Below are 20,555 nucleotides of genomic sequence, written 5' to 3'. Positions count from 1 at the left end.
CCGAGAAAACGGACCAGCAGGAGACGGCCCATGCAATGGTCATTTTCGATCGGCACGGTGGCGGGCAGCCAGATCCGCATCCACCTGACCTTCTTTCTTCTGCTGGCCTGGGTCGCGCTGGTCTACATGCAGGAAGGCGGTGCGTCGGCGGCCATTGAGGGCGTTCTGTTCATCTCGGCGATTTTCGCGTGCGTCGTGCTGCATGAACTTGGCCATGCGCTTGCCGCGCGGCGCTACGGCATCAAGACGCCGACCATCACGCTTCTGCCGATCGGCGGCGTCGCCTCGCTCGAGCGGATGCCCGAAGACCCGCGCAAGGAGATCGTCGTCGCGCTGGCCGGACCGCTGGTCAATGTCGTCATCGCGTTCGTGCTGATCGTCTTTCTGGGCGCCGGGTTGGATCTGTCGACAGCGGCAGCGCTGGAAGACCCGGCCGCCGGCTTTCTGGCCCGGCTCGCCGCCATCAATGTGATCCTTGTGCTGTTCAACCTGATCCCGGCCTTTCCGATGGATGGCGGGCGGGTTCTGCGCGCACTTCTTGCCACCCGCTATTCGCGTGTGCGCGCCACCGAGATGGCCGCCCGTGTCGGCCAGGCCGCGGCTTTCGTCTTCGGCTTTCTGGGCCTGATGAGCGGCAATCCGCTGCTCGTCTTCGTTGCGATCTTCGTCTACATCGCCGCCGCCGGCGAAGCGCAGGCCACCGGCATGCAGGACATTGCCCGTTCGCTGCGGGTGCGCGATGCGATGATCACCAGTTACGAAGCGCTCGGGCCGGGTGCGACGCTCGGCGAGGCGGCCGAACTGCTGCTCAAGACGACCCAGCACGAGTTTCCCGTACTCGACACGAACGGCACGATGACCGGCGTCCTGCTGCGGCGCGATCTCGTCGCCGGCCTCGAACAGGCCGGGCGCGACGGGCTCGTCGACGGGTTTGTCAATCGCGACGTTCCGGCCGTCGCCGAGACCGAAGGGCTGGAGACGGCGCTCGATCTCATCCAGCAAAAGGGCAAGCCGGCGGTTGCCGTGCGCGGCCGCGACGGCATGCTCGTCGGCTATGTCACGATGGAAAATCTGGCCGAACTGATGCTCATCCGCACGGCGGTCGATCACGCGGACTGAGGTTCCACTCGTCTGGATGCCGCCCTAGATTGGTGCGATGACAGGTCGTCTCGATCCACTTTTTTCCCGGACCCTGCCGGAGGGCGACACGCATCAGCGCGATGTGTGCGACCATTGCGGCTTTGTCGCCTACGAAAATCCGAAGATCGTCGTCGGCTCGGTCGTCACCCATCGGGGCAAGGTGCTGCTGTGCCGGCGGGCGATCGAGCCGCGCCACGGCTACTGGACCGTTCCGGCCGGCTACCTGGAACTGGGCGAAACGCCCGAGGAGGGTGCCCGGCGCGAGGCGCGCGAAGAGGCCAATGCGGATCTCGAACTGCACGGTCTTCTGGCGGTCTACACGGTGCGCCGCCTCAGCCAGGTGCAGCTGATCTACCGTGCGACGCTCGCCGACGGCGTGTTCTCGCCGGGCACTGAGAGCCTTGAGACACAGCTTTTCGACTGGGACGCCATTCCCTGGGACGATCTTGCTTTTCCGACGGTGCACTGGATGCTGGGCCATCAGCGGGCCTTCGAAGCCGGAAAGGGCGTCGGGCCATTCGGCAATCCTGTTGGCGCCGATTGATCCCGCGCAAGAACTGCCGGCGCGGATCGCGCATGATGGGTTACCGGATCACAAGGAGGCCCGCATGCCCGCAGCGACAAATGCGCAAGACCTTCTCGCCGTTTTCGACAAGGAACTGGCCAGGCTTCAAAAGACGCTTGATGGCGTCGACGAGGCCATGGCCAGCCGGCACACGGCGGACGACGCGGTAACCATCCAGGGCGTGATCGCCCACAGGACCCACTGGATCGGCCTGTTCTTTGACTGGTATGCGGACGGCGTTGCCGAAAAGGCCGTCGAAACGCCGGCGCCGGGCGTCAAATGGAACCAGCTCAAGGCCTACAACGCACCGATCTACGAGGCTGCCAATGGGCGGCGCTGGTCGGATCTCCGGGCCGAATTCGACGCCGCTACGGCGCGCCTGCGGGCGTTCATCGCCGAGAGCGATGACGCGTTGCTCTATGAGCCCGGTCTTTATGACTGGATGAACAAGTGGACCATTGGCCGGTGGGCCGAGGCGTCGGGGCCTAGCCATTTCCGCTCGGCCAACAGCTACATCCGCAAGGTGCTGCGCGAGAGCGGCGCCCGGTGAGGCCTTACTCGTCCTTGTCGAGCGAATGGCGCACGATCAGCGGCATCTGCGCCAGCGTGAAGGCGATGGTGATGGGCAGATTGCCCCACACCTTGAAGGCGACCCAGAAATCGGTCGAGAAGTTCCGCCACAGCACCTCGTTGACGACCGCCATGACCGCGAGGAACAGCCCCCAGCGGATCGTCAGCTTGTGCCAGCCTTCCTCGTCGATCTGGAACGCCGCGTCGAACACGTAGCGCAGAAGCGAAACGCGGAAGATGAACAGGCCGCCCAGCAAAAGCGCCGAGAACAGACCGTTGACGATGGTCGGCTTGATCTTGATGAAGAGGTCGTCATGCAGCCAGAGCGTCAGCGCGCCGAAGATCAGCACGACAACTCCGGCGACCAGCGGCATGATCGGAATGGTGCGCGTCAGGAGCCATGACAGCGACAGCGAGATGATCGTCGCCACCATGAAGACCGCGGTCGCCACGAAGATCGGTTCGCCCAGCGCGCCCAGAAAGCCGACGCGCTCGGACAGCCATTCGCCACGCGCATTGGCAAAGAAAAACGCCAGAAGCGGGCCGAACTCCAGCGCGAGCTTCAGTCCCGGGCGGACCGCCGGCTTCTCCTTGGGTGTAGGCGCAATCGCTGCTTGGTCAGCCATTCAGGCATCCTCACGGGCGGGCGCGCCGGTGCCGGCGATCGCACGCGCAAAATCTGTGGCGCGGAACGGTTCGAGATCGTCGACGCCCTCGCCCACACCTATAAAGTAGACAGGTAAATTAAACTTTGCAGATATGGCGACGAGAATTCCGCCGCGCGCGGTTCCGTCGAGCTTGGTCATCACCAGGCCGTTGACGCCGGCGACGTTGCGGAAGATCTCGACCTGGCTCAGCGCGTTCTGGCCGGTCGTCGCGTCGAGCGTCTGCAGGACCGTGTGCGGCGCGTCCGGGTCGTGCTTTTGCAGAACGCGGACGATCTTGGCCAGTTCGTCCATCAGTTCGGCCTTGTTCTGCAGGCGTCCGGCCGTGTCGATGATGACGACGTCCGAGCCGTTGTCGCGCGCCTGCTCATAGGCTTCATAGGCAAGGCCTGCCGCGTCGGCGCCCAGTTTCGTGCCGACAAAGGCCGAGCCCGTGCGTTCGGACCAGATCTTGAGCTGCTCGATGGCCGCCGCGCGGAACGTGTCGCCGGCGCCGAGCGTCACCGAAAGCCCGGCTGCGCGCAGCTTGGCGGCAAGCTTGCCGATCGTCGTCGTCTTGCCGGTTCCGTTGACGCCGACAACCAGGATGACGTGCGGCTTGACCGACAGGTCGAGTTCAAGCGGCATGGCCACAGGACCGAGTACCTTTTCGACCTCGGCCGCCATCACATGGCGCACCTCGTCGGGCGTGACGTCGCGGCCAAGCCGCGTCGAGGCCAGCGCATCGGTGACACGCATTGCCGTTTCGACGCCAAGGTCGGCCTGGATCAGGATGTCCTCAAGTTCCTCGAGCGTCTCGTCGTCCAGCTTGCGCCTGGTGAAGACGCCGGCAATGTTGTCGCCGAGTTGGCGCGAAGAACGCGACAGGCCCGAGGTCAGCCGGGCCAGCCAGCCCTTCTGCTCGTCCGACGGAGACGGCGCGACGGGCTGCGGCTCGTCGCCGATCGTCACCGTGCGGGCCGTCGCGGGCAGGTCGTCGGGCGCCAGCTCCGGTGGCGTGACCGGCACCGATGGCGGTTCGACCGGCGGCAGCGGTTCCGGCGTCTCCGGCACTTCGGGAACAGCGGGCTCGGGCGTTTCGGGCGGTGCCGGCGGGACCGGCTCGGGCTCGGCGGGCACTTCGGGCGGCGCCTCGGGGGCCGGCTCGGCAGGCACCTCTTGTGGCTCGGCCGGTTGCGGCTCCGGCGCCTCGGGGATTTCAGGTTCCTGTGGCGTCGGTGCGGGTGAAGGTTCGGCGGGCACTTCGACAGGCGCCGGCGCCGGCACTTCCGCGGGCTGTTCGGGGTCTCCGGCCTGCGCGTTTTCGGCTTCGGCGACCGGCTGATCGGTTGCTGCAGCTGCGTCGGCGGCCAGTTCTTCGGATGCCACGGCAGGGTCGGGCGTCTCCTCGACCTTGCCCTTGCCGAACGAGAAGATGCGCTTGAGAAAGCCGGCCATCGCGTTACTCCGCCGCCTCTGCCATGGCGGCCAAGCCGGTCAGTGCCGTGCCGTCATGGCCCGTTATGGACGTTGCCACCATGTCGCCGGGCGCGCCGGCATGACCGGTAAGCCGCACTGGCGTGAAATCCGGCGCGCGGCCGAAGCCGGGCTTTTCGAGCAGAACCGGCTGGACCGTGCCGGCGAAAGCCGCCAGATGGGCATGCCAGGCCTGCTCGGCCTTCAACCGCAGGCAGGCCGCGCGGTCCTTGACCAGCGCGCGGTCGAGCTGCGGCATCTTCGCCGCCGGGGTGCCATTGCGCGGCGAGAACGGGAACACATGGACCCGCGCCAGTCCGCACGCGTCAATGATCGACAGCGCATTTTCGAACATCGTCTCGGTCTCGGTCGGAAAACCGGCGATCATGTCCGCGCCGAACGAAGCGTCTGGGCGGAGCCGGCGGACGGTGTCGCAGAATTCGATGGAATGGTCGCGCAAATGGCGCCGCTTCATGCGCTTTAGAATCAGGTCGTCACCATGCTGCATCGACAGGTGGAAATGCGGCATCAGCCGCTGTTCGGTGTCGATGGCTTCGAACAACGCGTCGTCGGCCTCGATGGAGTCAATGGAGGACAGACGCAGGCGCCACAAGTCAGGCACTTGACTGAGTATTGTCTTGACCAGTCTGCCGAGCGTTGGATGTCCGGGAAGGTCCGGCCCGTAGGACGTCAGGTCGACGCCGGTCAGCACGACTTCCCGGTAGCCGTTCTCGACCAGCCGGCGGATCTGCTCGACCACCGCGCCCATCGGCACGGACCGCGAATGACCGCGGCCATAGGGGATTATGCAGAAGGTGCAGCGGTGGTCGCAGCCGTTCTGAACCTGCACGAAGGCGCGCGTGCGGCCCTCGATGCTCTCGACCATGTGCGACGCGGTCTCGCGCACCTCGAAAATGTCGTTGACCCGCACTTTCTCGGAGCTGTTGACGCCAAAGTCGGGCATGGCGCGGTAGGACTGGGCCTTGAGCTTGTCGTCATTGCCGATGACAAGGTCGACCTCGTCCATGCCGGCGAAGCTCTCCGGCTCGGTCTGGGCGGCGCAGCCGGTGACGATGATGCGGGCGTCGGGCGCCTCGCGCCGCGCGCGCCGGATGGCCTGTTTGGCCTGGCGGACCGCTTCGCCGGTCACCGCGCAGGTGTTGATCACCACCGCGCCGCCCTCCAGCGCGCCGAGGCCGGCCGCGTCGGCCTGGCGCCGCACGATCTCGCCCTCATAGCTGTTGAGGCGACAGCCGAATGTCTTGACGTCGATGCCCATCAGCCGGCCCCGGCGCCAGCATTGTCGTTGGCGCCTTCCACCTGCCGCTGCCACTGGCCGGTGGCGGGGTCGAGCAGGCCCGCGAACTCGTACTCGGCCGGCCCGGTCATGATCACGTGATCATCGTCGCGCCATTCGATCAGAAGGTCGCCGCCGGGAACCGTGACGGTGGCGGTGCGGCCGGTCAGCCCCTTGCGGGCGGCGCAGACCAGCGCCGCGCAGGCGCCCGAACCGCACGCCTTTGTCAGCCCGGCGCCGCGCTCCCATGTGCGGATGACGATGTGCTCGGGATCGACGACACGCGCGATCGTGATGTTGGCGCGGTCGGGAAAGATCGGATGGTTCTCGAGCAGCGGGCCGAACCGTTCCAGATCGTAGGACCAGACATCCCTGTCGACCCAGAAGACGGCATGCGGATTGCCCATGCTGGCGACCGACGGCGTGTGCAGGACCGGTGCGTCGATCGGGCCGATCTGCAATTCGATGCCGGTGGTGTCGGCGAATTCTTCCTCGAGCGGGATCTGGTCCCAGCGGAAGCGCGGCCGGCCCATGTCGACCGACACCATGCCGCCCTCCTGTTCGGCCGCGTTGAGCAGGCCTGCAACGGTCTGGAAGGTGAACGCGGTCTTGCCAGTTTCGGCGGCGAGCGCCTGGACGACGCAACGCGTGCCGTTGCCGCAGGCGCCCGCTTCGGAGCCGTCATTGTTGTAGATGCGAAGAAACGCGTCCGTTCCGTCGGTCGCTGGATCATGGATCGCCATGATCTGGTCGAACGCGGTCGCCGGATCGTGGTTGATCGCGACGGCCGCGTGCGGGGTGAACGCATCGGCGCGGCCACGCATGTCGGCCACGATGATCTGGTTGCCCAGACCGTTCATCTTCGCAAATTGGACGTCGATCGCCATGTCGCCAGAACTTCCGCAGGGTACCATCCCCATATGGAGGAAAGCGGCGGCGAGTTAAACCCTGCGTTGGCCTTCAGGCGATCGCGACAACGCCCAGAAGCACCAGAAGAAACAGGACCAGGACCACGGCAATCAGGATCTTGGCGCCGCTCAGGGCGATTCCCGACAGGCGGCCAAAACCGAGAAGGCCGGCAATGGCGGCCACCACGAGAAGGATGAGAATGAGTTCGAGCATGGAAGTGTCCTTTCACCTATCATCCGCCCTCCAACGTGGAAACCGCTGTCGTGGTTCCCTTATTGGCTTGCGGCGGAACGGCTCACGACCTTTCCGCGGGCGGCACGTCCCAGACCTGGCCGGGGCGCATGGGCTGAAATCGCGCCGGTGCGATGCCGACATTCTGCAGCGCCGCTTCAAGCGCGTACAGCGGCGCCTCTACGGCTTCGTTGGTCAGCCGGAACGTGCCCCAGTGATGGCCGACCGTATGGGCGGCCCGGCACAGGGCCATGCCTTGCGCTGCCTCCAGCGGAGTCTGGTGCTGGCCTTGCATGAACCAGCGCGGCTCATAGGCGCCGATCGGCAACAGGGCGAGACGGAACCCGCCATGCTTGTCGCCGGCGGCGCGATAGTTGATGCCGTCGTGAAATCCGGTGTCGCCGACATGGTAGATGTTCCCGGCCGGCGTTTCGACCACGAAGGCGGACCACAGCGCCATGCGGCGGTCGCTGCCGCCGCGTGCCGACCAGTGATGAGCGGGCTCGATATGCACGCGGGTGCCGTTGCCGATACGCACCACATCGCCCCAATTGCCGGTCGAAACCCGCGCGGTCGGCGCGGTCTGGCGGATGATCGTGTCGTTGCCGAGCGGCGTGACGATGTGCGGGTCGTGCGTTGCGACAAGTCGGTCGAACGTCGCCAGATCCAGATGGTCGTAGTGATTGTGCGTCAGAAGCACCGCGTCGATCGGCGGCAGATCGTCAAAGGCGATCCCCGGTGCATTGCGGCGGTAGGGACCGGCAAAGGAAAACGGGCTCACCCGTTCGGACCAGACCGGATCGGTCAGTATGTTCAGCCCGGCGATTTGCACCAGCATCGTGGCATGGCCGACCATGGTGACCCGCAGACCGTCGCCATTGACACGCGGCTCGGGCCGCGCGGCCGGAAACGGGCTTGGATAGGTCTCCGGCCAGGCCTCCTTGCCGCCGCCGAGCTGCCAGCGCAGCAGATCGGTGAAGCCGCGCGGCTCTGCGCCGCCGGGATTGAAAAATGTCCGGCCGTCGAAATTGGAAGCCGCCGGCCCCGAATAATAGGGGTTGCCGGCATTGGCGCGGCGCACGGCGAACGTGCCGCCCGCCGCCAGAAGGCCGCCGATTCCCAGCCATTTGAAGAAGCCGCGCCGCGTCATGAGGGCAAAGATGGCGATATGGCGGTCAGGATCAAGGGGCCAATCCGCATGCGCTCCGGCTTGTGCGGTGTCCGGCGCGTCTCTATAGAAGCGCCACCTTTTCCGCCGCGCGGGGGCGTGGCGTTGCCCAGTTCACGGAAATCGCGTCCATGGAAGCCATCCTGCAGCTTGCCGCGGCCAACATCCTGTCGCCGCCCGTGCTGTTCTTCATTCTGGGCTTTGCCGGCTCGATCGCCGGCTCGCAGCTGACGCTGCCCGAGGCGGTCGCCAAGACGCTGTCGATCTATCTGATGCTCGCGATCGGCTTCAAGGGCGGCGTGGCGCTCGCCGCCGAGGGGCTGACGCTGGCGCTGATGCTGGCGCTTCTGGCCGGCATCGTCCTGTCGGCCCTGATCCCGCTGGTCGCCTTCTTCATCCTGCAGCGGATCTCCAAACTGCCGCGCATCGATGCGGCGGCCGCTGCCGCCCATTACGGATCGATCTCGATCGTCACCTTCGTAGCCGCCACCCAGGCCGTGCGCTCGATCGGGCTCGAGCCCGAGGGCTTCATGGTCGCCGTTGCCGCGGCGATGGAGACACCGGCAATCCTCGTTGCGCTGTTTCTGGCGCGCTCGGCGGCCAAGCAGAGAAAGGCCGCCGACCCCGACGCCGGCGAAGGGCTGTTGCAGGAGGTGTTCCTGAACTCGTCCGTGGTCGTGCTGATGGGGGCGTTCGTCATCGGCGCGGTGACCGGCGCCGAAGGCATGGCGGCCATCGAAGGCTTCATCGTCGTGCCGTTCACCGGCGTCTTGTGCCTTTTCCTGCTCGACATGGGCGCGGTGGCCGGACGCGGCATGGCGCAGGCGCGCAAGGTGCTCGATGCGCGGCTCGTCGGTTTCGGCCTTTTCATGCCGTTCATCGGCGCGGCGATGGCCTTGCCGTTCGCGTTGATCGCCGGCCTGTCGACCGGGGGTGTCGCGCTTCTGATGACGCTGGCGGCCAGCGCCTCCTACATCGCGGTGCCGGCGGCGATGCGCCTGGCGCTGCCCGAAGCGCGGCCGTCGATCTACCTGTCGCTGTCGCTCGGTGTTACCTTCCCGATGAACCTGACCATCGGGATTCCGGCCTATGCGGCGGTGGCGCGCCTTGTGACCGGTGGATAAGCGAGCGATGCGATCATGAAGACCCATGCCAAGAAACAGATGACCGTGATCTGCGAAATGCCGGTCATGCACCGCATCACCCGCGTTCTCGACAAGGTTCCGGTCACCGGATACACGGTCTTTCCGGCGCTTTCGGGCCGTGGGTCGGAAGGGACGTGGGACCGCGACCGGATCATCGGCGATGCCGGTCGCATGGTGATGATCGTCTCGGTCATGTCGGTGGAGCAGGCCGATATCGCCATCGACCGCATCTATGAGGCGCTGGAGCCGCAGATGGGCATCATCACGGTCGCAGACGTGGACGTGCTGCGGCCGGACCGGTTCTGAGCGCGGTTAGCCGAAAAGCGCAATTGCCGTTGGCGGCGGCCCGGCGCTAAATCCGTCTACGTGGAAGGGCGGGACCATGCGCACATTTCCTCTCCGGCTTCTGGACGGCTATCGCGGCTTTCGCGGCCGCGCGGCACAAAAAGGCAGCTATCAGCATGCCCGGCTGGCCGACGAGGGCCAGAAGCCCGACACGCTGGTCGTTGCCTGCTGCGACAGCCGGGTGACGCCCGAACTGATCTTTTCGGCCGACCCGGGCTCGCTGTTCGTCCAGCGCAATGTGGCCAATCTGGTGCCGCCCTACACCACCGACGGGCGCAACCTGTCGACCGCCGCCGCGCTTGAATTTGCGGTCAACGGGCTGCAGGTTCGTCACATCGTCGTTCTGGGCCACGCGCGCTGCGGCGGCATCCGTGCCTTTGTCGAGGGAGCGGGCGAGGCCGGGCCCCTGTCGCCCGACGATTTCATCGGGACATGGATGAGCTGGCTCGACCGCGACCCGATCGATCATGTCTGTGCCGATCCTGACGACCATGACAGCTACCGGGCGGTCGAGGAGGAGGGAATTCGCCAGTCGATCGCCAATCTGAAGAGCTTTTCGTGTGTCCGAGACCGGCTCGACCGTGGCGAATTGACGGTGCATGGCGCCTGGTTCGACATCGCCCGCGGCGAATTGTGGGTGATGGACGGGCCGACCGGCGAGTTCCACTGGACCGACGGCGTCGAGTTCCGTTGAGCCGCGCCGCCCTCGCGGACGCTTCTCTCCGGTTCACGCGCCAGCGCGCCGGCGCGGACCAGCGACCAGCAGGTTCTAGGCGATCGCGTTTCCCTAGGTCTTCGGCCGGAACTTGCGCCAGGAAAGCACCGCCGCCTCGTTGCGCAGATGGAACAGGTCCAGGCTTGCCGAGATCACGGCGTTAAGGCGGTCATCGGTCGTGTTTGGCCGGTTTTGGCCGATCATCAGGTCGAAGAAACGTCCGCTTTCAATGGTGCCGCGCGTCGCCTGCAACTGATCGAGGAGCGCCTGACCGCGTTCGTGAGCCACCGCAACCAGGTCCAGTTCGCGTTTGGCGGCGTCGGCCATGCTGCCGTGCTTGGCCAGCGCGTCGAGGCGTTCTTCCAGCGGGCGAAAACGGCTTTCATCCATCTGAAGCGCACCCATGAACGACACGTCGTGGCGTGTCACCGCGCCAAGCGGTTTGCCATAACCTTCAAACACGGACATCCGTTCGTGCTCGACCTCGAGTTTGCCGCGCAGGCTCTGGCAGGTCTCGACGAAGCGCCTGGCCGCGCGCCCGGCCTCGGCAAACGATTCCCGCGAACCGCCGGCATCCTTGTTCCAATATCGTGTCGCGCTGTTCTCGAGCAGGCGGGCGATGGTCATGGAAAGCGCGACCAACTCGTATGTTTCGCTGCTTGCGTCGTTGCCGGCCATCATGGCCTGCAGCTGATCGACATCGGAGTCAGTATCGCGGTCGTCCTCGGGCGGGTCGCGGTCGCCGTCCGGATCCGTTCCGCTCTCATCGTCATCACGCGGCGGATCGGGCGGATCCGGTGGGTCCTGGTCTCCAGGTCCATTGATTGGAGCCTGCTTGTTTCCCCAACTAAACATGTTTGTCTCCCACCGTTACATCGGGGTCGAAGTTGAACACCTGGCGGTAGTCAAATCAAGCAGCCCTTCTTGACTTCCGAAGCGGTTTGCCGCATAGCCGCGCCGATCAGCGACGAGACCCGTCTCCGAGCCGCCGACCGGGGCGCCTGACAAGGACGATCCCGGAGGTCCACACCCGACAGCGCGATGCGCCCTCGGGTGCGTTTGTGCTTTGGCGTTTGGGTTTGCGTGCGCGGATGCTTATCTCGACGACGTGGTTCCGGCACTGCCGGGGCCGGTGAAATCGGGGATGGGACGAACAGATGTTTGAATCGCTTTCCGACCGCTTGGGGTCGATATTCGGGTCGCTGACCGGTCGCGGCGCATTGTCGGAGAAGGATGTCTCCGCGGCGCTGCGCGAGGTGAGGCGCGCGCTGATCGAAGCCGATGTGTCGCTGGAAGTGGTGCGCGGCTTTGTCGAGCGCGTGCGCGAAAAGGCGGTCGGCGTCGATGTCCTGAAATCGGTCAAGCCCGGCCAGATGGTCGTCAAGATCGTCCATGACGAACTTGTCGAGACTTTGGGCTCGGACGCCGAGACGATCGACCTGAATGCGCCGGCGCCGGTCGTCATCAAGATGGTCGGCCTTCAGGGCTCGGGCAAGACGACGACGACGGCCAAGATCGCCAAGCGGCTGACCGAGCGCGACAAGAAAAAGGTCCTGATGGCCTCGCTCGACACGCGCCGGCCCGCCGCCCAGGAACAGCTCCGCCAGTTGGGCGAGCAGACGGAGGTGGCGACCCTGCCGGTCATAGAGGGACAGGACCCGGTGGCGATCGCGGGCCGTGCCGTGCAGGCCGGCAAGCTCGGCGGCCACGACGTCGTCATTCTGGACACCGCCGGCCGGACGCATATCGACGAGCCGCTGATGGTCGAGATGGCCGACATCCGGAAGGCCGCCGATCCGCACGAAATCCTGCTGGTCGCCGACTCGCTGACCGGTCAGGACGCGGTCAATCTGGCCAAGAGCTTTGACGAGCGCGTCGGCATTACCGGTTTGATCCTGACCCGGATGGATGGCGACGGGCGCGGCGGCGCGGCGCTTTCCATGCGGGCCGCAACCGGCAAGCCGGTCAAGCTGATCGGCACCGGCGAGAAGATGGATGCGCTGGAGGAATTCCACCCCAAGCGCATCGCCGACCGTATTCTGGGCATGGGCGACATCGTTTCGCTGGTCGAAAAGGCCGCCGAGACGATCGACCAGGAAAAAGCCGAGGCCATGGCCAAGAAGATGGCCTCGGGCAAGTTCGACCTCAACGATCTCGCCGACCAGTTGCGCCAGATGCAGAAGATGGGCGGCATGGGCGGCCTGATGGGCATGATGCCGGGCATGAGCAAGGCGAAGGACCAGATGGCCGCCGCCGGACTGGACGACAAGATGTTCGGCCGTCAGCTCGCCATCATCTCGTCGATGACGCCGAAGGAGCGTGCCCAGCCGGAACTGCTCAAGCATTCGCGCAAGAAGCGCATCGCGGCGGGCTCGGGCACCAACGCCGCCGAGATCAACAAGCTTTTGAAAATGCACCGCCAGATGGCCGACATGATGAAGTCCATGAAGGGCAAGAAGGGCGGCGGCATGATGGGCAAGCTGATGGGTGGAATGGCCGGAAAGATGGGCCTGCCGGGCGGCGTGCCCGGCGGCATGGGCGGCATGCCCGACCCCTCGCAGATGAGCGAGAAGGACCTCAGGAAGCTGCAACAGCAGGCCGAACAGCTCGGCCTTGGCGCGCCGGGCGTCCCCGGCGGCGGCCTGCCGGGCCTTGGCGGACCGAAATTGCCCGGACTTGGCGGTCCGTCGCTGCCCGGCCTGCCGAAAGGGCCCAAGAAGTGAATTACGGTGCCGTCGATATCCCGGTCATCGAGACCGAACGGCTGCGGCTGCGCGGTTTCGAACTGCGCGATTTCGATGCGGTGGCGGCCTACAAGGCCGATCCGCACGTCATGCGCTACACGGGCGGACCCGAATCCGGCTTCAACGCGTGGAAATCGTTTGCCGCGATGGCGGGCAGCTGGGTCCTGCTGGATTCGGGCTATTTCTGCATTGCCGAAAAGGACAGCGATATCTGCATCGGCCATTGCGCGCTGTTCAAGCCGCCGGGCTGGCCCGAGCACGAGGTCGGATACACGCTGGCGCGGCAGGCCCAGGGCAAAGGCTATGCCGTGGAAGCGGCAGGCGCCGCGCTGCGCTTTGCCTATGACGAACTGGGCTGGGACACGGCGATCAGCGTGATCGACCCGGCCAACACGGCTTCGCAAGGCGTGGCGCGCAGACTTGGCGCCTCCAAGGAACGCGAAAGCGTTCCGATCTGGGATTTCACCGCCGACATCTGGCGCCATCTGCCGCCGGCGCAGGTTCTGGCGCGCAAGGGCGCCGCATGAGGCGCGCCGCGCCGCCTGAAAAGCTCACGGACAAGGAAACCATGCACGACAAGGACGATGACATCGAACGTGCCCGCTCGTTGCTGGCCGTCCAGCGCGCGTCGATCGACAATATCGACGCGGCGATCGTCTACATGCTGACCGAGCGTTTCCGCTGCACCGAGACCGTCAGCCGGCTCAAGGCCGAGCACGATCTGCCCTCGGCCGATCTGGTGCGCGAGGCCGAACAGGCCGACCGGCTGCGCGGGCTGGCGCGAGAAGCCGGTTTCAGCCCCGATTTTGCGGAAGCCTATCTGCGTTTCGTCATCGACCATGTCATGCGCCACCACGATGCCATCGCCGCCGGCGAAACCGGCGTCGATCTGGTTCGGCGCACCGATCATCATCATTCCAACGCCATTTGAACCGACAGGAGAAACACCATGGCACTGAAACTGCGTCTGGCCCGTGCGGGCTCCAAGAAGCGCCCCTACTACCACATCGTCGTCGCCGACGTGCGCTCGCCGCGCGACGGCCGCTTCATCGAGCGCGTCGGCGCGTGGAACCCGATGCTGCCCAAGGACGGCGAGGCCAAGCGCGTGACGCTCGACGAGGAACGCGTCAAGCATTGGCTCGGCGTCGGCGCGCAGCCGACCGATCGCGTGCTGCGTTTCCTCGACGAGGCCGGCATCGCCAAGCGCGAGGCGCGCAACAACCCCAACAAGGCCAAGCCCGGCAAGAAGGCGCAGGAGCGTCTTGAAGAGCAGCGCATAAAGGAAGAGGAAGCCGCCGAAGCGGCAAAGGCGGCTGAGGAAGAAGCCAAGGCCGCCGCCGAGGCTCCCGCTGAAGAAGCCCCGGCGGAGGCTCCCGCCGAGGAAGAGACCAAGGAAGCGGCGGCCGAATAAGCCCCGCCTTCCCGGTCACGCAAGGGCGGGGTCTATGGCCCCGCCCTCGCTTGTGGTCTCATGGCGACCAGGCGGCTTCGAGATCGGCCCGCAACTGGTCGGCATCGCCTATCGTCCAGCCCTGGCGCGTACCGCGCACATAGGTGACCAGTTCCAGCGGCGCCCGGCCCCGCAGGGCGGCGGAGGCGATCTCGTCGGGCAGGATCATCGTGCGTCCGTAGATGCGCCGTTTCGGCAAGCCGGCTTCCGGCATGACATGATTGACCAGTTCGGCGCAGAACAGGCAGGTGTCGTCATCGGCGTTGAAGTGGAAGTCGAAGCGTGTGCCGACATGGCCGAAAAAGTCGACCAGTTTGCCGGCCCGGTCGCCCGGTGCAAGACCGGTTGGCCGCAATATCACCACCCGGTCGACATCGAACACGGTCCGCGGCGTCGATAGATGAACGCCCCGCTGATCGGATTCGATGAAGCCGGCCCCGGCCTTCACCGCATCGCGGTGAGGAACCACCGCCGGATCGTTCCAGACGCCGAACCGCTGCAGCGCCCGCTCATCGCCCAGCCGGGCCGCGACATGGGCGAAAGCGCCCGGAATGATGTTGTGGCTCATGCGCCCCTTGGCGCCGACAAGGACGACATCGAGCGGCTGGACGACGGCCATCAGGTGCGCGATGGCCGCCTCGTCCTCATGCAGGTAGCCATGCCGGCCGGTCATGTTGGCGGTGACGCGGCCCAGGACGGGCGCGCCGGGAGCCAGCACATTGACCAGAAGCGGTGGAAACCGCTCGGGATCGGCGCAGCAGGTGTCGGTGACCGCACCGGGTTTTCCGGCCTCATCGGCGACGGACGGCTCGGCGGTCGTCGAACATCCGCTGATACCAAGCCCGATCACAAGCAGCAGCATCGCGGCGACGTATGAACGCCGTCCCCGCTGGCCGCAACGTTCCGCTTGACGAATAACCGGCATTGCCCCTGTCCCGTTTCCTGCCTTGGGACGAATGCAACAGCATGTCTTCGACCGCCGGGCTTTGACACGGGTCAACCCGGCGGCATGGCGCCGGGCAGCTCGCGCGCCGTGACCGAATTGTCACGAAGGTCGTGCAAGTGAAACGGCCAAGCGGCTGTTAAGCTTGTTTTTTCTTTCTTTGGCCGTTTTATTGGACGAGGAAGGGCGCAATCGCGGCGCGAACAAACGCATGCCGCGCAAGTGGAGATGGGACATGGGCAGGAACGTTTCGGGCAGGAACCTTGCGGGCCCGATCGCGGCCGCGGCCTTGGCGGCAGTCGCCTTGTCGGGCTGCACGAGCAACCGGATCGGCGCGTTGAACACGCAGCCGGCACCGCTGAACCCGGCGCCGGCCGGCACCGTGACCAGCGGACAGTTGCCGCCACCCTCGCAGCCCGGCGCGGGTGCTGGCGCGCCGGTGCTGGGGCCTGACGGTTTCCCGGTCGCACCGGGCGGTACGGTCGTGGCCGGCACCGATCCGACGCTCGACGCCGACACGGCCGATGCCACCGATCCGAACGCGGACCCGACCAGCATCCAGCAGGTGGCATCGGCCGAGCCGGTGACCCGCGAGGCGATGGTCGGCGCGTGGCGCGTATCGACCGAAGGCGCGAACTGCCAGATGTTCATGGCGCTGACGCGCTGGTCGACGGGCTTCAGGGCTGCCTCGCGCGGTTGCCCGGGCGATGCGGCGAACGTGTCGTCGTGGACCATCAACGGCAATCAGGTGGTTCTCAGCGATTCGGGGGGCAATCGCGTCGCCACCCTGTTTTCTTCGGGCAGCGACCGCTTCGACGGCCAGACGACCAGCGGCCGGGCCATCAGCCTGGCCCGGTAGGCACGCAAAGGACGGGACCGCGACCGGCGATGCCCGACAGGATCCGCCCCGGCGATTCGGTTGCCTCGCGCTATCGCGAACTGGTGCGCGAGGGCGCGATCAGCGACGATGCGGCGCAGCATGCGCTGGCCAATCGTCTTGACGCGCTGAACACGCAGATCGGCTCGATGCGGCTGGCGTCGAAATCCTCGTCGCTCGGCTGGCTGTTCGCCAAGAAGGCGCCGAAATTCAACCAGGTGCACGGTCTTTACATCCACGGCTCGGTTGGCCGCGGTAAGACCATGCTGATGGACTTCTTCTTCCGCGCCTGCCCCGCCAAGCGCAAGCGCCGGGCCCATTTCCACGACTTCATGGCCGACGTGCACGACCGGATCGGCGCCCATCGCGCGGCGCTCAAGGAGGGAACGGTCAAGGGCGACGATCCGATCCCGCCGGTGGCGCGGGCGATCGCCGACGAAGCGCGCATATTGTGTTTCGACGAGTTCACGGTGACCGACATCGCCGATGCGATGATCCTGTCGCGCCTGTTTGCCGCGCTGTTCGAGCGCGGCGTGGTGCTGGTCGCCACATCGAACGTGCCGCCGTCCGAACTCTACAAGGACGGGCTCAATCGCGGCCTGTTCACGCCATTTCTCGACATTCTGGCCGCCCATGTCGACGTGTTCAGCCTCGATGCGGATCGCGACTATCGGCTTGGCCGGCTGTCGCACACGCCGCTCTACATGACGCCGCTCGGACCCGAGACCGAGATGGCGATGGAGGCGGCCTGGGTGAAGATCACCGGCGGCATCGCCTCGCCGCCCGCCCAGGTCGCGGTCAAGGGCCGCAGCGTGCCGGTTCCGGCCGCCGCGATGGGCGCGGCGCGCTTTGCTTTTGCCGACCTGTGCGAGGCGCCGCTCGGCGCGCGCGATTTCCTCGCCATTGCCCGGCAGTATCACACGCTGATGGTCGAAAACGTGCCGGTGATCGGCGACGGCAAGCGCAACGAGGCCAAGCGCTTCATCACGCTGATCGACACGCTCTATGACAATCGCAACAAGCTGGTGGTCTCCGCGGCCGCCCATCCGCACGAACTTTATCGGGCAAAGTCGGGCACCGAAGCGTTCGAGTTCGACCGCACGGCATCGCGGCTGGTCGAGATGCGCTCGGATGACTGGATCGCGGCGAAGAAGCCGATGGCGGCGGCTTCGTGACCCGTCGCCTCTTGTGCCTGACCGGTGACATCTGCCTGGCCGGTGACATCACAACTATCCAAAGTTGAATTTGCCGAAGGGCGGACCCGTGCTTTGCTGTGGGCGACGGGTTTCCGGCGTTCGGGCCGGATCGCGGCGTCGATCATCGCCCGATGCGGTTGTGTTTTACGTTTACGTAAGACCCGTAAAACCCAAGCCATTGAAATCATTGATTACGAAAGTTTTGGTTGATTTTTCGGGGCCCATGGGCCACGCGGTAGTCCTGATCGGGGGAGGGGCCACGCAGCGGCGGGGCGCATTCCCGTTCAACACAACAAAGGCGACAAACGGGAAAACCGCTAATGGCACGCAACAAGATCGCACTCATCGGTTCCGGCATGATCGGCGGAACGCTTGCACACATGATCGGCCTCAAGGAGCTGGGCGATGTGGTGCTGTTCGACATTGCCGACGGGATCCCGCAGGGCAAGGGGCTCGACATCGCCGAATCCGCCCCGGTCGACGGCTTCGACGCAAAGTATGTCGGCGCCAACTCCTACGAGGCGATCAAGGGTGCCGATGTCTGCATCGTCACCGCCGGCGTGCCCCGCAAGCCGGGTATGAGCCGCGACGATCTGCTCGGCATCAACCTCAAGGTGATGGAGCAGGTGGGCGCAGGCATCAAGAAATATGCACCCGATGCGTTCGTGATCTGCATCACCAACCCGCTCGACGCGATGGTCTGGGCATTGCAGCAGTTCTCGGGCCTGCCCAAGAACAAGGTATGCGGCATGGCCGGCGTGCTCGATTCGGCGCGCTTCCGCCACTTCCTGGCCGAGGAGTTCGACGTCTCGGTCGAGGATGTCACCGGGTTCGTGCTTGGCGGCCATGGCGACACGATGGTGCCGCTGACCCGCTATTCGACCGTTGCCGGCATTCCGCTGCCCGACCTTGTGAAGATGGGCTGGACCACCAAGGAAAAGCTCGACGCTATCGTCCAGCGCACGCGTGACGGCGGCGCGGAGATTGTCGGCCTTCTGAAGACCGGTTCGGCCTATTACGCGCCCGCCTCGTCGGCGATCGCCATGGCCGAGAGCTATCTGAAGGACAAGAAACGCGTCCTGCCCTGTGCCGCCCATCTGAACGGCCAATATGGCGTCAAGAACATGTATGTCGGCGTGCCGACCGTGATCGGCGCCGGGGGCGTCGAGCGCATCATCGAGATCGATCTGAACAAGACCGAGCAGAAGATGTTCGACAAGTCGGTGGCGTCGGTGGCGGGTCTGTGCGAGGCCTGCTCAAACATCGCGCCGAACCTGAAATAGCAGCGGGCCGGAAACCAGCAGTGCCAGGCGAGCAACATCGGGGGCAGAACGGGCCACGGCACGCGGCAGCGTTGCTGCTCGCTGGCGTGTGGCTTCTGGCGGCAGGCCATGCGCACGCCGCCGAAAGCGTCTACACCACGCTCGATCTCGATGCCTGTGCGGTGCTGGACCAGGATGACGTGTCCGGCGGCATTTCGCTGCAATGCGACGGGCTGCCGGGCCATCCGGTCTTCGCATCGGAGGGCGATTTGCGCTTCGATGTCGATTATGGCGTGCCCAACGACCGGTGGGAGAGCTTCGGCCCGTTTAATTCGGTCGGCGAGACCGTCGAATGGCGTGTCGCGGACGGCGAGCCGCATGCCGCGATCCTGCGCTTTTTCATCGATACGGGCATGACGGGCGGGCCGGAAGACAAGGGGCAAGCGCTGGTCGTCTCGCGGGTCGGCACCGATGCCGCGCCGGGCTGTGTTGTCGCGGTTGTCGACGCCAAGGTCGAACAGGCCAATGGCGTGGCGCGCGGCGCGGCCGCCATGGCACCCCGTTTCGCCTGCGGCACCGACATGCCGGTCGCCATCGGGCCCGAGGACAGTTTCGCCCGCAGCTTCAATTCCATCGTGCCGGAAGGCCAATGAAACCCACGCTTGATCAAAGGCAGACGCAATGAACATTCATGAATATCAGGCCAAGCGCCTTCTGCATTCCTACGGCGCGCCGGTGGCGGCCGGGGTTGCCGTCTATTCGGTCGAGCAGGCCGAGGAATGGGCGCAGAAGCTGCCCGGACCGCTCTATGTGGTCAAAAGCCAGATCCATGCGGGCGGCCGCGGCAAGGGCAAGTTCAAGGAACTGGGCGAGGATGCCAAGGGCGGCGTCCGGCTGGCGAACTCGGTCGAGGAAGTGGTCGAGAACGCCAGGGAAATGCTCGGCAACACGCTTGTCACCAAGCAGACCGGCCCGGCCGGCAAGCAGGTCAACCGCCTTTATATCGAGGACGGTGCCGACATCGACCGGGAGCTCTATCTGTCGATCCTGATCGACAGGACGACGGGCCGGCCGGCCTTTGTCGTCTCGACCGAGGGCGGCATGGATATCGAGGCGGTCGCGGAAAAAACGCCGGACAAGATCACCACGCTGCCGATCGATCCGGCCAAGGGCATGACCGAAGCCGATGCCAAGAAGCTCAACCGGGCGCTGAAGCTGACCAAGCAGGCGGCCAAGGACGGGCTGGAGCTGTTTCCGACGCTCTACAAGGCATTTACCGAGAAAGACATGAGCCTTCTGGAAGTGAACCCGCTGATCGTCATGAAGGACGGCCATCTGCGCGTGCTCGACGCCAAGGTGTCGTTCGACAACAATGCGCTGTTCCGCCACGACGACATCGTCGAACTGCGCGATGTGACCGAAGAGGACGACAAGGAGATCGAGGCATCCAAGCACGATCTCGCCTATGTCGCGCTCGACGGCAATATCGGCTGCATGGTCAACGGCGCGGGGCTCGCCATGGCGACCATGGACATCATCAAGCTCTATGGCGCCGAGCCCGCCAACTTCCTCGATGTCGGCGGCGGCGCGTCCAAGGAAAAGGTGACGGCGGCGTTCAAGATCATCACCGCCGACCCGAACGTCAAAGGCATTCTGGTCAACATCTTCGGCGGCATCATGCGCTGCGACGTGATCGCCGAAGGCGTGGTTGCAGCCGTCAAGGAAGTCGGCCTTGAAGTGCCGCTGGTCGTGCGCCTCGAGGGCACGAACGTCGATCAGGGCAAGGCCATCATCAATGAAAGCGGGCTGAACGTCATCGCTGCGGACGATCTGGACGACGCCGCACAGAAGATCGTCGCGGCCGTCGAGGGGAACTGA

At 65.5% G+C, this 20,555-nt stretch carries 23 protein-coding genes; 15 read left to right on the top strand and 8 right to left on the bottom strand.

The window, feature by feature from the left end; genetic code table 11:
- Positions 1–30: 30 nt before the first annotated feature.
- From ACOQOU_RS08485 to ACOQOU_RS08475, 3 genes are all read left to right on the top strand, one after another.
- A complete protein-coding gene (locus ACOQOU_RS08485) occupies positions 31–1,119 on the top strand; it encodes a site-2 protease family protein (protein ID WP_306025461.1) in 1,089 nt (362 codons plus the stop codon).
- Between the two features lie 37 nt (positions 1,120–1,156).
- Entirely contained in the window at positions 1,157–1,684 is a 528-nt protein-coding gene (locus ACOQOU_RS08480; RefSeq protein WP_306025462.1) for an NUDIX hydrolase, read from the top strand.
- Between the two features lie 64 nt (positions 1,685–1,748).
- Positions 1,749–2,255, top strand: a complete 507-nt coding sequence (locus ACOQOU_RS08475; RefSeq protein WP_306025463.1) for a ClbS/DfsB family four-helix bundle protein — start codon at positions 1,749–1,751, stop codon at positions 2,253–2,255.
- 4 nt (positions 2,256–2,259) lie between these two features.
- On the opposite strand, the gene ACOQOU_RS08470 is transcribed toward ACOQOU_RS08475, so the two are convergent.
- From ACOQOU_RS08470 to ACOQOU_RS08445, 6 genes are all read right to left on the bottom strand, one after another.
- Positions 2,260–2,901, bottom strand: a complete 642-nt coding sequence (locus ACOQOU_RS08470; protein ID WP_109765652.1) for a septation protein A — start codon at positions 2,899–2,901, stop codon at positions 2,260–2,262.
- Positions 2,902–4,377: a signal recognition particle-docking protein FtsY gene (gene ftsY / locus ACOQOU_RS08465; RefSeq protein ID WP_306025464.1), complete on the bottom strand. Its 1,476-nt coding sequence runs from the start codon at positions 4,375–4,377 to the stop codon at positions 2,902–2,904.
- Positions 4,378–4,381: 4 nt separating this feature from the next.
- Positions 4,382–5,674 carry a tRNA (N(6)-L-threonylcarbamoyladenosine(37)-C(2))-methylthiotransferase MtaB gene (gene mtaB, locus ACOQOU_RS08460; RefSeq protein WP_306025465.1) on the bottom strand — a complete coding sequence of 431 codons (1,293 nt, stop codon included), beginning with the start codon at positions 5,672–5,674 and terminating at the stop codon, positions 4,382–4,384.
- A complete protein-coding gene (gene dapF, locus ACOQOU_RS08455; RefSeq protein WP_306025466.1) occupies positions 5,674–6,579 on the bottom strand; it encodes a diaminopimelate epimerase in 906 nt (301 codons plus the stop codon). Before dapF ends, mtaB begins: the two co-directional genes overlap by 1 nt.
- Before the next feature lie 73 nt (positions 6,580–6,652).
- Positions 6,653–6,814: a DUF1328 family protein gene (locus ACOQOU_RS08450; protein WP_109765648.1), complete on the bottom strand. Its 162-nt coding sequence runs from the start codon at positions 6,812–6,814 to the stop codon at positions 6,653–6,655.
- A gap of 82 nt (positions 6,815–6,896) precedes the next feature.
- Positions 6,897–7,982, bottom strand: a complete 1,086-nt coding sequence (locus tag ACOQOU_RS08445) for an MBL fold metallo-hydrolase (protein ID WP_306025467.1) — start codon at positions 7,980–7,982, stop codon at positions 6,897–6,899.
- A gap of 149 nt (positions 7,983–8,131) precedes the next feature.
- Between ACOQOU_RS08445 and ACOQOU_RS08440 the strand changes: the two genes are divergently transcribed.
- From ACOQOU_RS08440 to ACOQOU_RS08430, 3 genes are all read left to right on the top strand, one after another.
- On the top strand, positions 8,132–9,124 hold the full coding sequence (locus ACOQOU_RS08440; protein ID WP_109765799.1) for a sodium-dependent bicarbonate transport family permease: 993 nt from the start codon (positions 8,132–8,134) through the stop codon (positions 9,122–9,124).
- 15 nt (positions 9,125–9,139) lie between these two features.
- The gene (locus tag ACOQOU_RS08435) at positions 9,140–9,451 is read left to right on the top strand and encodes a P-II family nitrogen regulator (RefSeq protein ID WP_306025468.1); all 312 of its coding nucleotides are present in this window, start codon (positions 9,140–9,142) and stop codon (positions 9,449–9,451) included.
- 76 nt (positions 9,452–9,527) lie between these two features.
- The gene (locus ACOQOU_RS08430; protein WP_109765644.1) at positions 9,528–10,184 is read left to right on the top strand and encodes a carbonic anhydrase; all 657 of its coding nucleotides are present in this window, start codon (positions 9,528–9,530) and stop codon (positions 10,182–10,184) included.
- Positions 10,185–10,277: 93 nt separating this feature from the next.
- Here the strand turns inward: ACOQOU_RS08430 and ACOQOU_RS08425 are convergent, their stop codons facing one another.
- Complete coding sequence (locus tag ACOQOU_RS08425) at positions 10,278–11,060, bottom strand: hypothetical protein (protein ID WP_420578874.1); 783 nt, start codon at positions 11,058–11,060, stop codon at positions 10,278–10,280.
- A gap of 302 nt (positions 11,061–11,362) precedes the next feature.
- Here ACOQOU_RS08425 and ffh point away from each other — a divergent pair, with 302 nt between their 5' ends.
- The 4 genes from ffh to rpsP are packed head-to-tail and all read left to right on the top strand — an operon-like array spanning position 11,363 to position 14,360.
- The gene (gene ffh / locus ACOQOU_RS08420) at positions 11,363–12,928 is read left to right on the top strand and encodes a signal recognition particle protein (RefSeq protein ID WP_306025470.1); all 1,566 of its coding nucleotides are present in this window, start codon (positions 11,363–11,365) and stop codon (positions 12,926–12,928) included.
- On the top strand, positions 12,925–13,476 hold the full coding sequence (locus ACOQOU_RS08415; protein WP_306025471.1) for a GNAT family N-acetyltransferase: 552 nt from the start codon (positions 12,925–12,927) through the stop codon (positions 13,474–13,476). The genes ffh and ACOQOU_RS08415 overlap by 4 nt, the downstream gene beginning before the upstream one ends.
- Before the next feature lie 41 nt (positions 13,477–13,517).
- Positions 13,518–13,880 carry a chorismate mutase gene (locus ACOQOU_RS08410; protein WP_306025472.1) on the top strand — a complete coding sequence of 121 codons (363 nt, stop codon included), beginning with the start codon at positions 13,518–13,520 and terminating at the stop codon, positions 13,878–13,880.
- Positions 13,881–13,898: 18 nt separating this feature from the next.
- A complete protein-coding gene (gene rpsP / locus ACOQOU_RS08405; protein WP_306025473.1) occupies positions 13,899–14,360 on the top strand; it encodes a 30S ribosomal protein S16 in 462 nt (153 codons plus the stop codon).
- A gap of 58 nt (positions 14,361–14,418) precedes the next feature.
- On the opposite strand, the gene ACOQOU_RS08400 is transcribed toward rpsP, so the two are convergent.
- Positions 14,419–15,261: a hypothetical protein gene (locus ACOQOU_RS08400; protein WP_109765639.1), complete on the bottom strand. Its 843-nt coding sequence runs from the start codon at positions 15,259–15,261 to the stop codon at positions 14,419–14,421.
- Between the two features lie 226 nt (positions 15,262–15,487).
- Here ACOQOU_RS08400 and ACOQOU_RS08395 point away from each other — a divergent pair, with 226 nt between their 5' ends.
- From ACOQOU_RS08395 to sucC, 5 genes are all read left to right on the top strand, one after another.
- Positions 15,488–16,201, top strand: a complete 714-nt coding sequence (locus ACOQOU_RS08395; RefSeq protein WP_375566210.1) for a protease inhibitor Inh/omp19 family protein — start codon at positions 15,488–15,490, stop codon at positions 16,199–16,201.
- A gap of 29 nt (positions 16,202–16,230) precedes the next feature.
- On the top strand, positions 16,231–17,394 hold the full coding sequence (gene zapE / locus ACOQOU_RS08390) for a cell division protein ZapE (protein WP_109765638.1): 1,164 nt from the start codon (positions 16,231–16,233) through the stop codon (positions 17,392–17,394).
- A gap of 341 nt (positions 17,395–17,735) precedes the next feature.
- The gene (mdh, locus tag ACOQOU_RS08385) at positions 17,736–18,698 is read left to right on the top strand and encodes a malate dehydrogenase (RefSeq protein WP_306025475.1); all 963 of its coding nucleotides are present in this window, start codon (positions 17,736–17,738) and stop codon (positions 18,696–18,698) included.
- A 71-nt stretch (positions 18,699–18,769) separates the two neighbouring features.
- Positions 18,770–19,330: a hypothetical protein gene (locus ACOQOU_RS08380; RefSeq protein WP_420578873.1), complete on the top strand. Its 561-nt coding sequence runs from the start codon at positions 18,770–18,772 to the stop codon at positions 19,328–19,330.
- A 28-nt stretch (positions 19,331–19,358) separates the two neighbouring features.
- Positions 19,359–20,555, top strand: a complete 1,197-nt coding sequence (gene sucC / locus ACOQOU_RS08375) for an ADP-forming succinate--CoA ligase subunit beta (protein ID WP_109765635.1) — start codon at positions 19,359–19,361, stop codon at positions 20,553–20,555.

Source organism: Oceaniradius stylonematis (genome assembly GCF_965223445.1).
In the GTDB taxonomy this organism is placed as follows: domain Bacteria; phylum Pseudomonadota; class Alphaproteobacteria; order Rhizobiales; family Rhizobiaceae; genus Roseitalea; species Roseitalea stylonematis.
This window is presented reverse-complemented; position numbering and strand designations above follow the sequence as displayed.

Bases quoted from the DNA above. Each gene is read 5' to 3' on its own strand.
- ACOQOU_RS08480 (WP_306025462.1), top strand. From the start codon at position 1,157: ATGACAGGTCGTCTCGATCCACTTTTTTCCCGGACCCTGCCGGAGGGC.
- ffh (WP_306025470.1), top strand. From the start codon at position 11,363: ATGTTTGAATCGCTTTCCGACCGCTTGGGGTCGATATTCGGGTCGCTG.
- mtaB (WP_306025465.1), bottom strand. From the start codon at position 5,674: ATGGGCATCGACGTCAAGACATTCGGCTGTCGCCTCAACAGCTATGAG.
- ACOQOU_RS08475 (WP_306025463.1), top strand. From the start codon at position 1,749: ATGCCCGCAGCGACAAATGCGCAAGACCTTCTCGCCGTTTTCGACAAG.
- sucC (WP_109765635.1), top strand. From the start codon at position 19,359: ATGAACATTCATGAATATCAGGCCAAGCGCCTTCTGCATTCCTACGGC.
- zapE (WP_109765638.1), top strand. From the start codon at position 16,231: ATGCCCGACAGGATCCGCCCCGGCGATTCGGTTGCCTCGCGCTATCGC.
- rpsP (WP_306025473.1), top strand. From the start codon at position 13,899: ATGGCACTGAAACTGCGTCTGGCCCGTGCGGGCTCCAAGAAGCGCCCC.
- ACOQOU_RS08410 (WP_306025472.1), top strand. From the start codon at position 13,518: ATGCACGACAAGGACGATGACATCGAACGTGCCCGCTCGTTGCTGGCC.
- ACOQOU_RS08485 (WP_306025461.1), top strand. From the start codon at position 31: ATGCAATGGTCATTTTCGATCGGCACGGTGGCGGGCAGCCAGATCCGC.
- ACOQOU_RS08430 (WP_109765644.1), top strand. From the start codon at position 9,528: ATGCGCACATTTCCTCTCCGGCTTCTGGACGGCTATCGCGGCTTTCGC.
- mdh (WP_306025475.1), top strand. From the start codon at position 17,736: ATGGCACGCAACAAGATCGCACTCATCGGTTCCGGCATGATCGGCGGA.
- ACOQOU_RS08425 (WP_420578874.1), bottom strand. From the start codon at position 11,060: ATGTTTAGTTGGGGAAACAAGCAGGCTCCAATCAATGGACCTGGAGAC.
- dapF (WP_306025466.1), bottom strand. From the start codon at position 6,579: ATGGCGATCGACGTCCAATTTGCGAAGATGAACGGTCTGGGCAACCAG.
- ACOQOU_RS08445 (WP_306025467.1), bottom strand. From the start codon at position 7,982: ATGACGCGGCGCGGCTTCTTCAAATGGCTGGGAATCGGCGGCCTTCTG.
- ACOQOU_RS08450 (WP_109765648.1), bottom strand. From the start codon at position 6,814: ATGCTCGAACTCATTCTCATCCTTCTCGTGGTGGCCGCCATTGCCGGC.
- ACOQOU_RS08470 (WP_109765652.1), bottom strand. From the start codon at position 2,901: ATGGCTGACCAAGCAGCGATTGCGCCTACACCCAAGGAGAAGCCGGCG.
- ftsY (WP_306025464.1), bottom strand. From the start codon at position 4,377: ATGGCCGGCTTTCTCAAGCGCATCTTCTCGTTCGGCAAGGGCAAGGTC.
- ACOQOU_RS08440 (WP_109765799.1), top strand. From the start codon at position 8,132: ATGGAAGCCATCCTGCAGCTTGCCGCGGCCAACATCCTGTCGCCGCCC.
- ACOQOU_RS08400 (WP_109765639.1), bottom strand. From the start codon at position 15,261: ATGCTGCTGCTTGTGATCGGGCTTGGTATCAGCGGATGTTCGACGACC.
- ACOQOU_RS08435 (WP_306025468.1), top strand. From the start codon at position 9,140: ATGAAGACCCATGCCAAGAAACAGATGACCGTGATCTGCGAAATGCCG.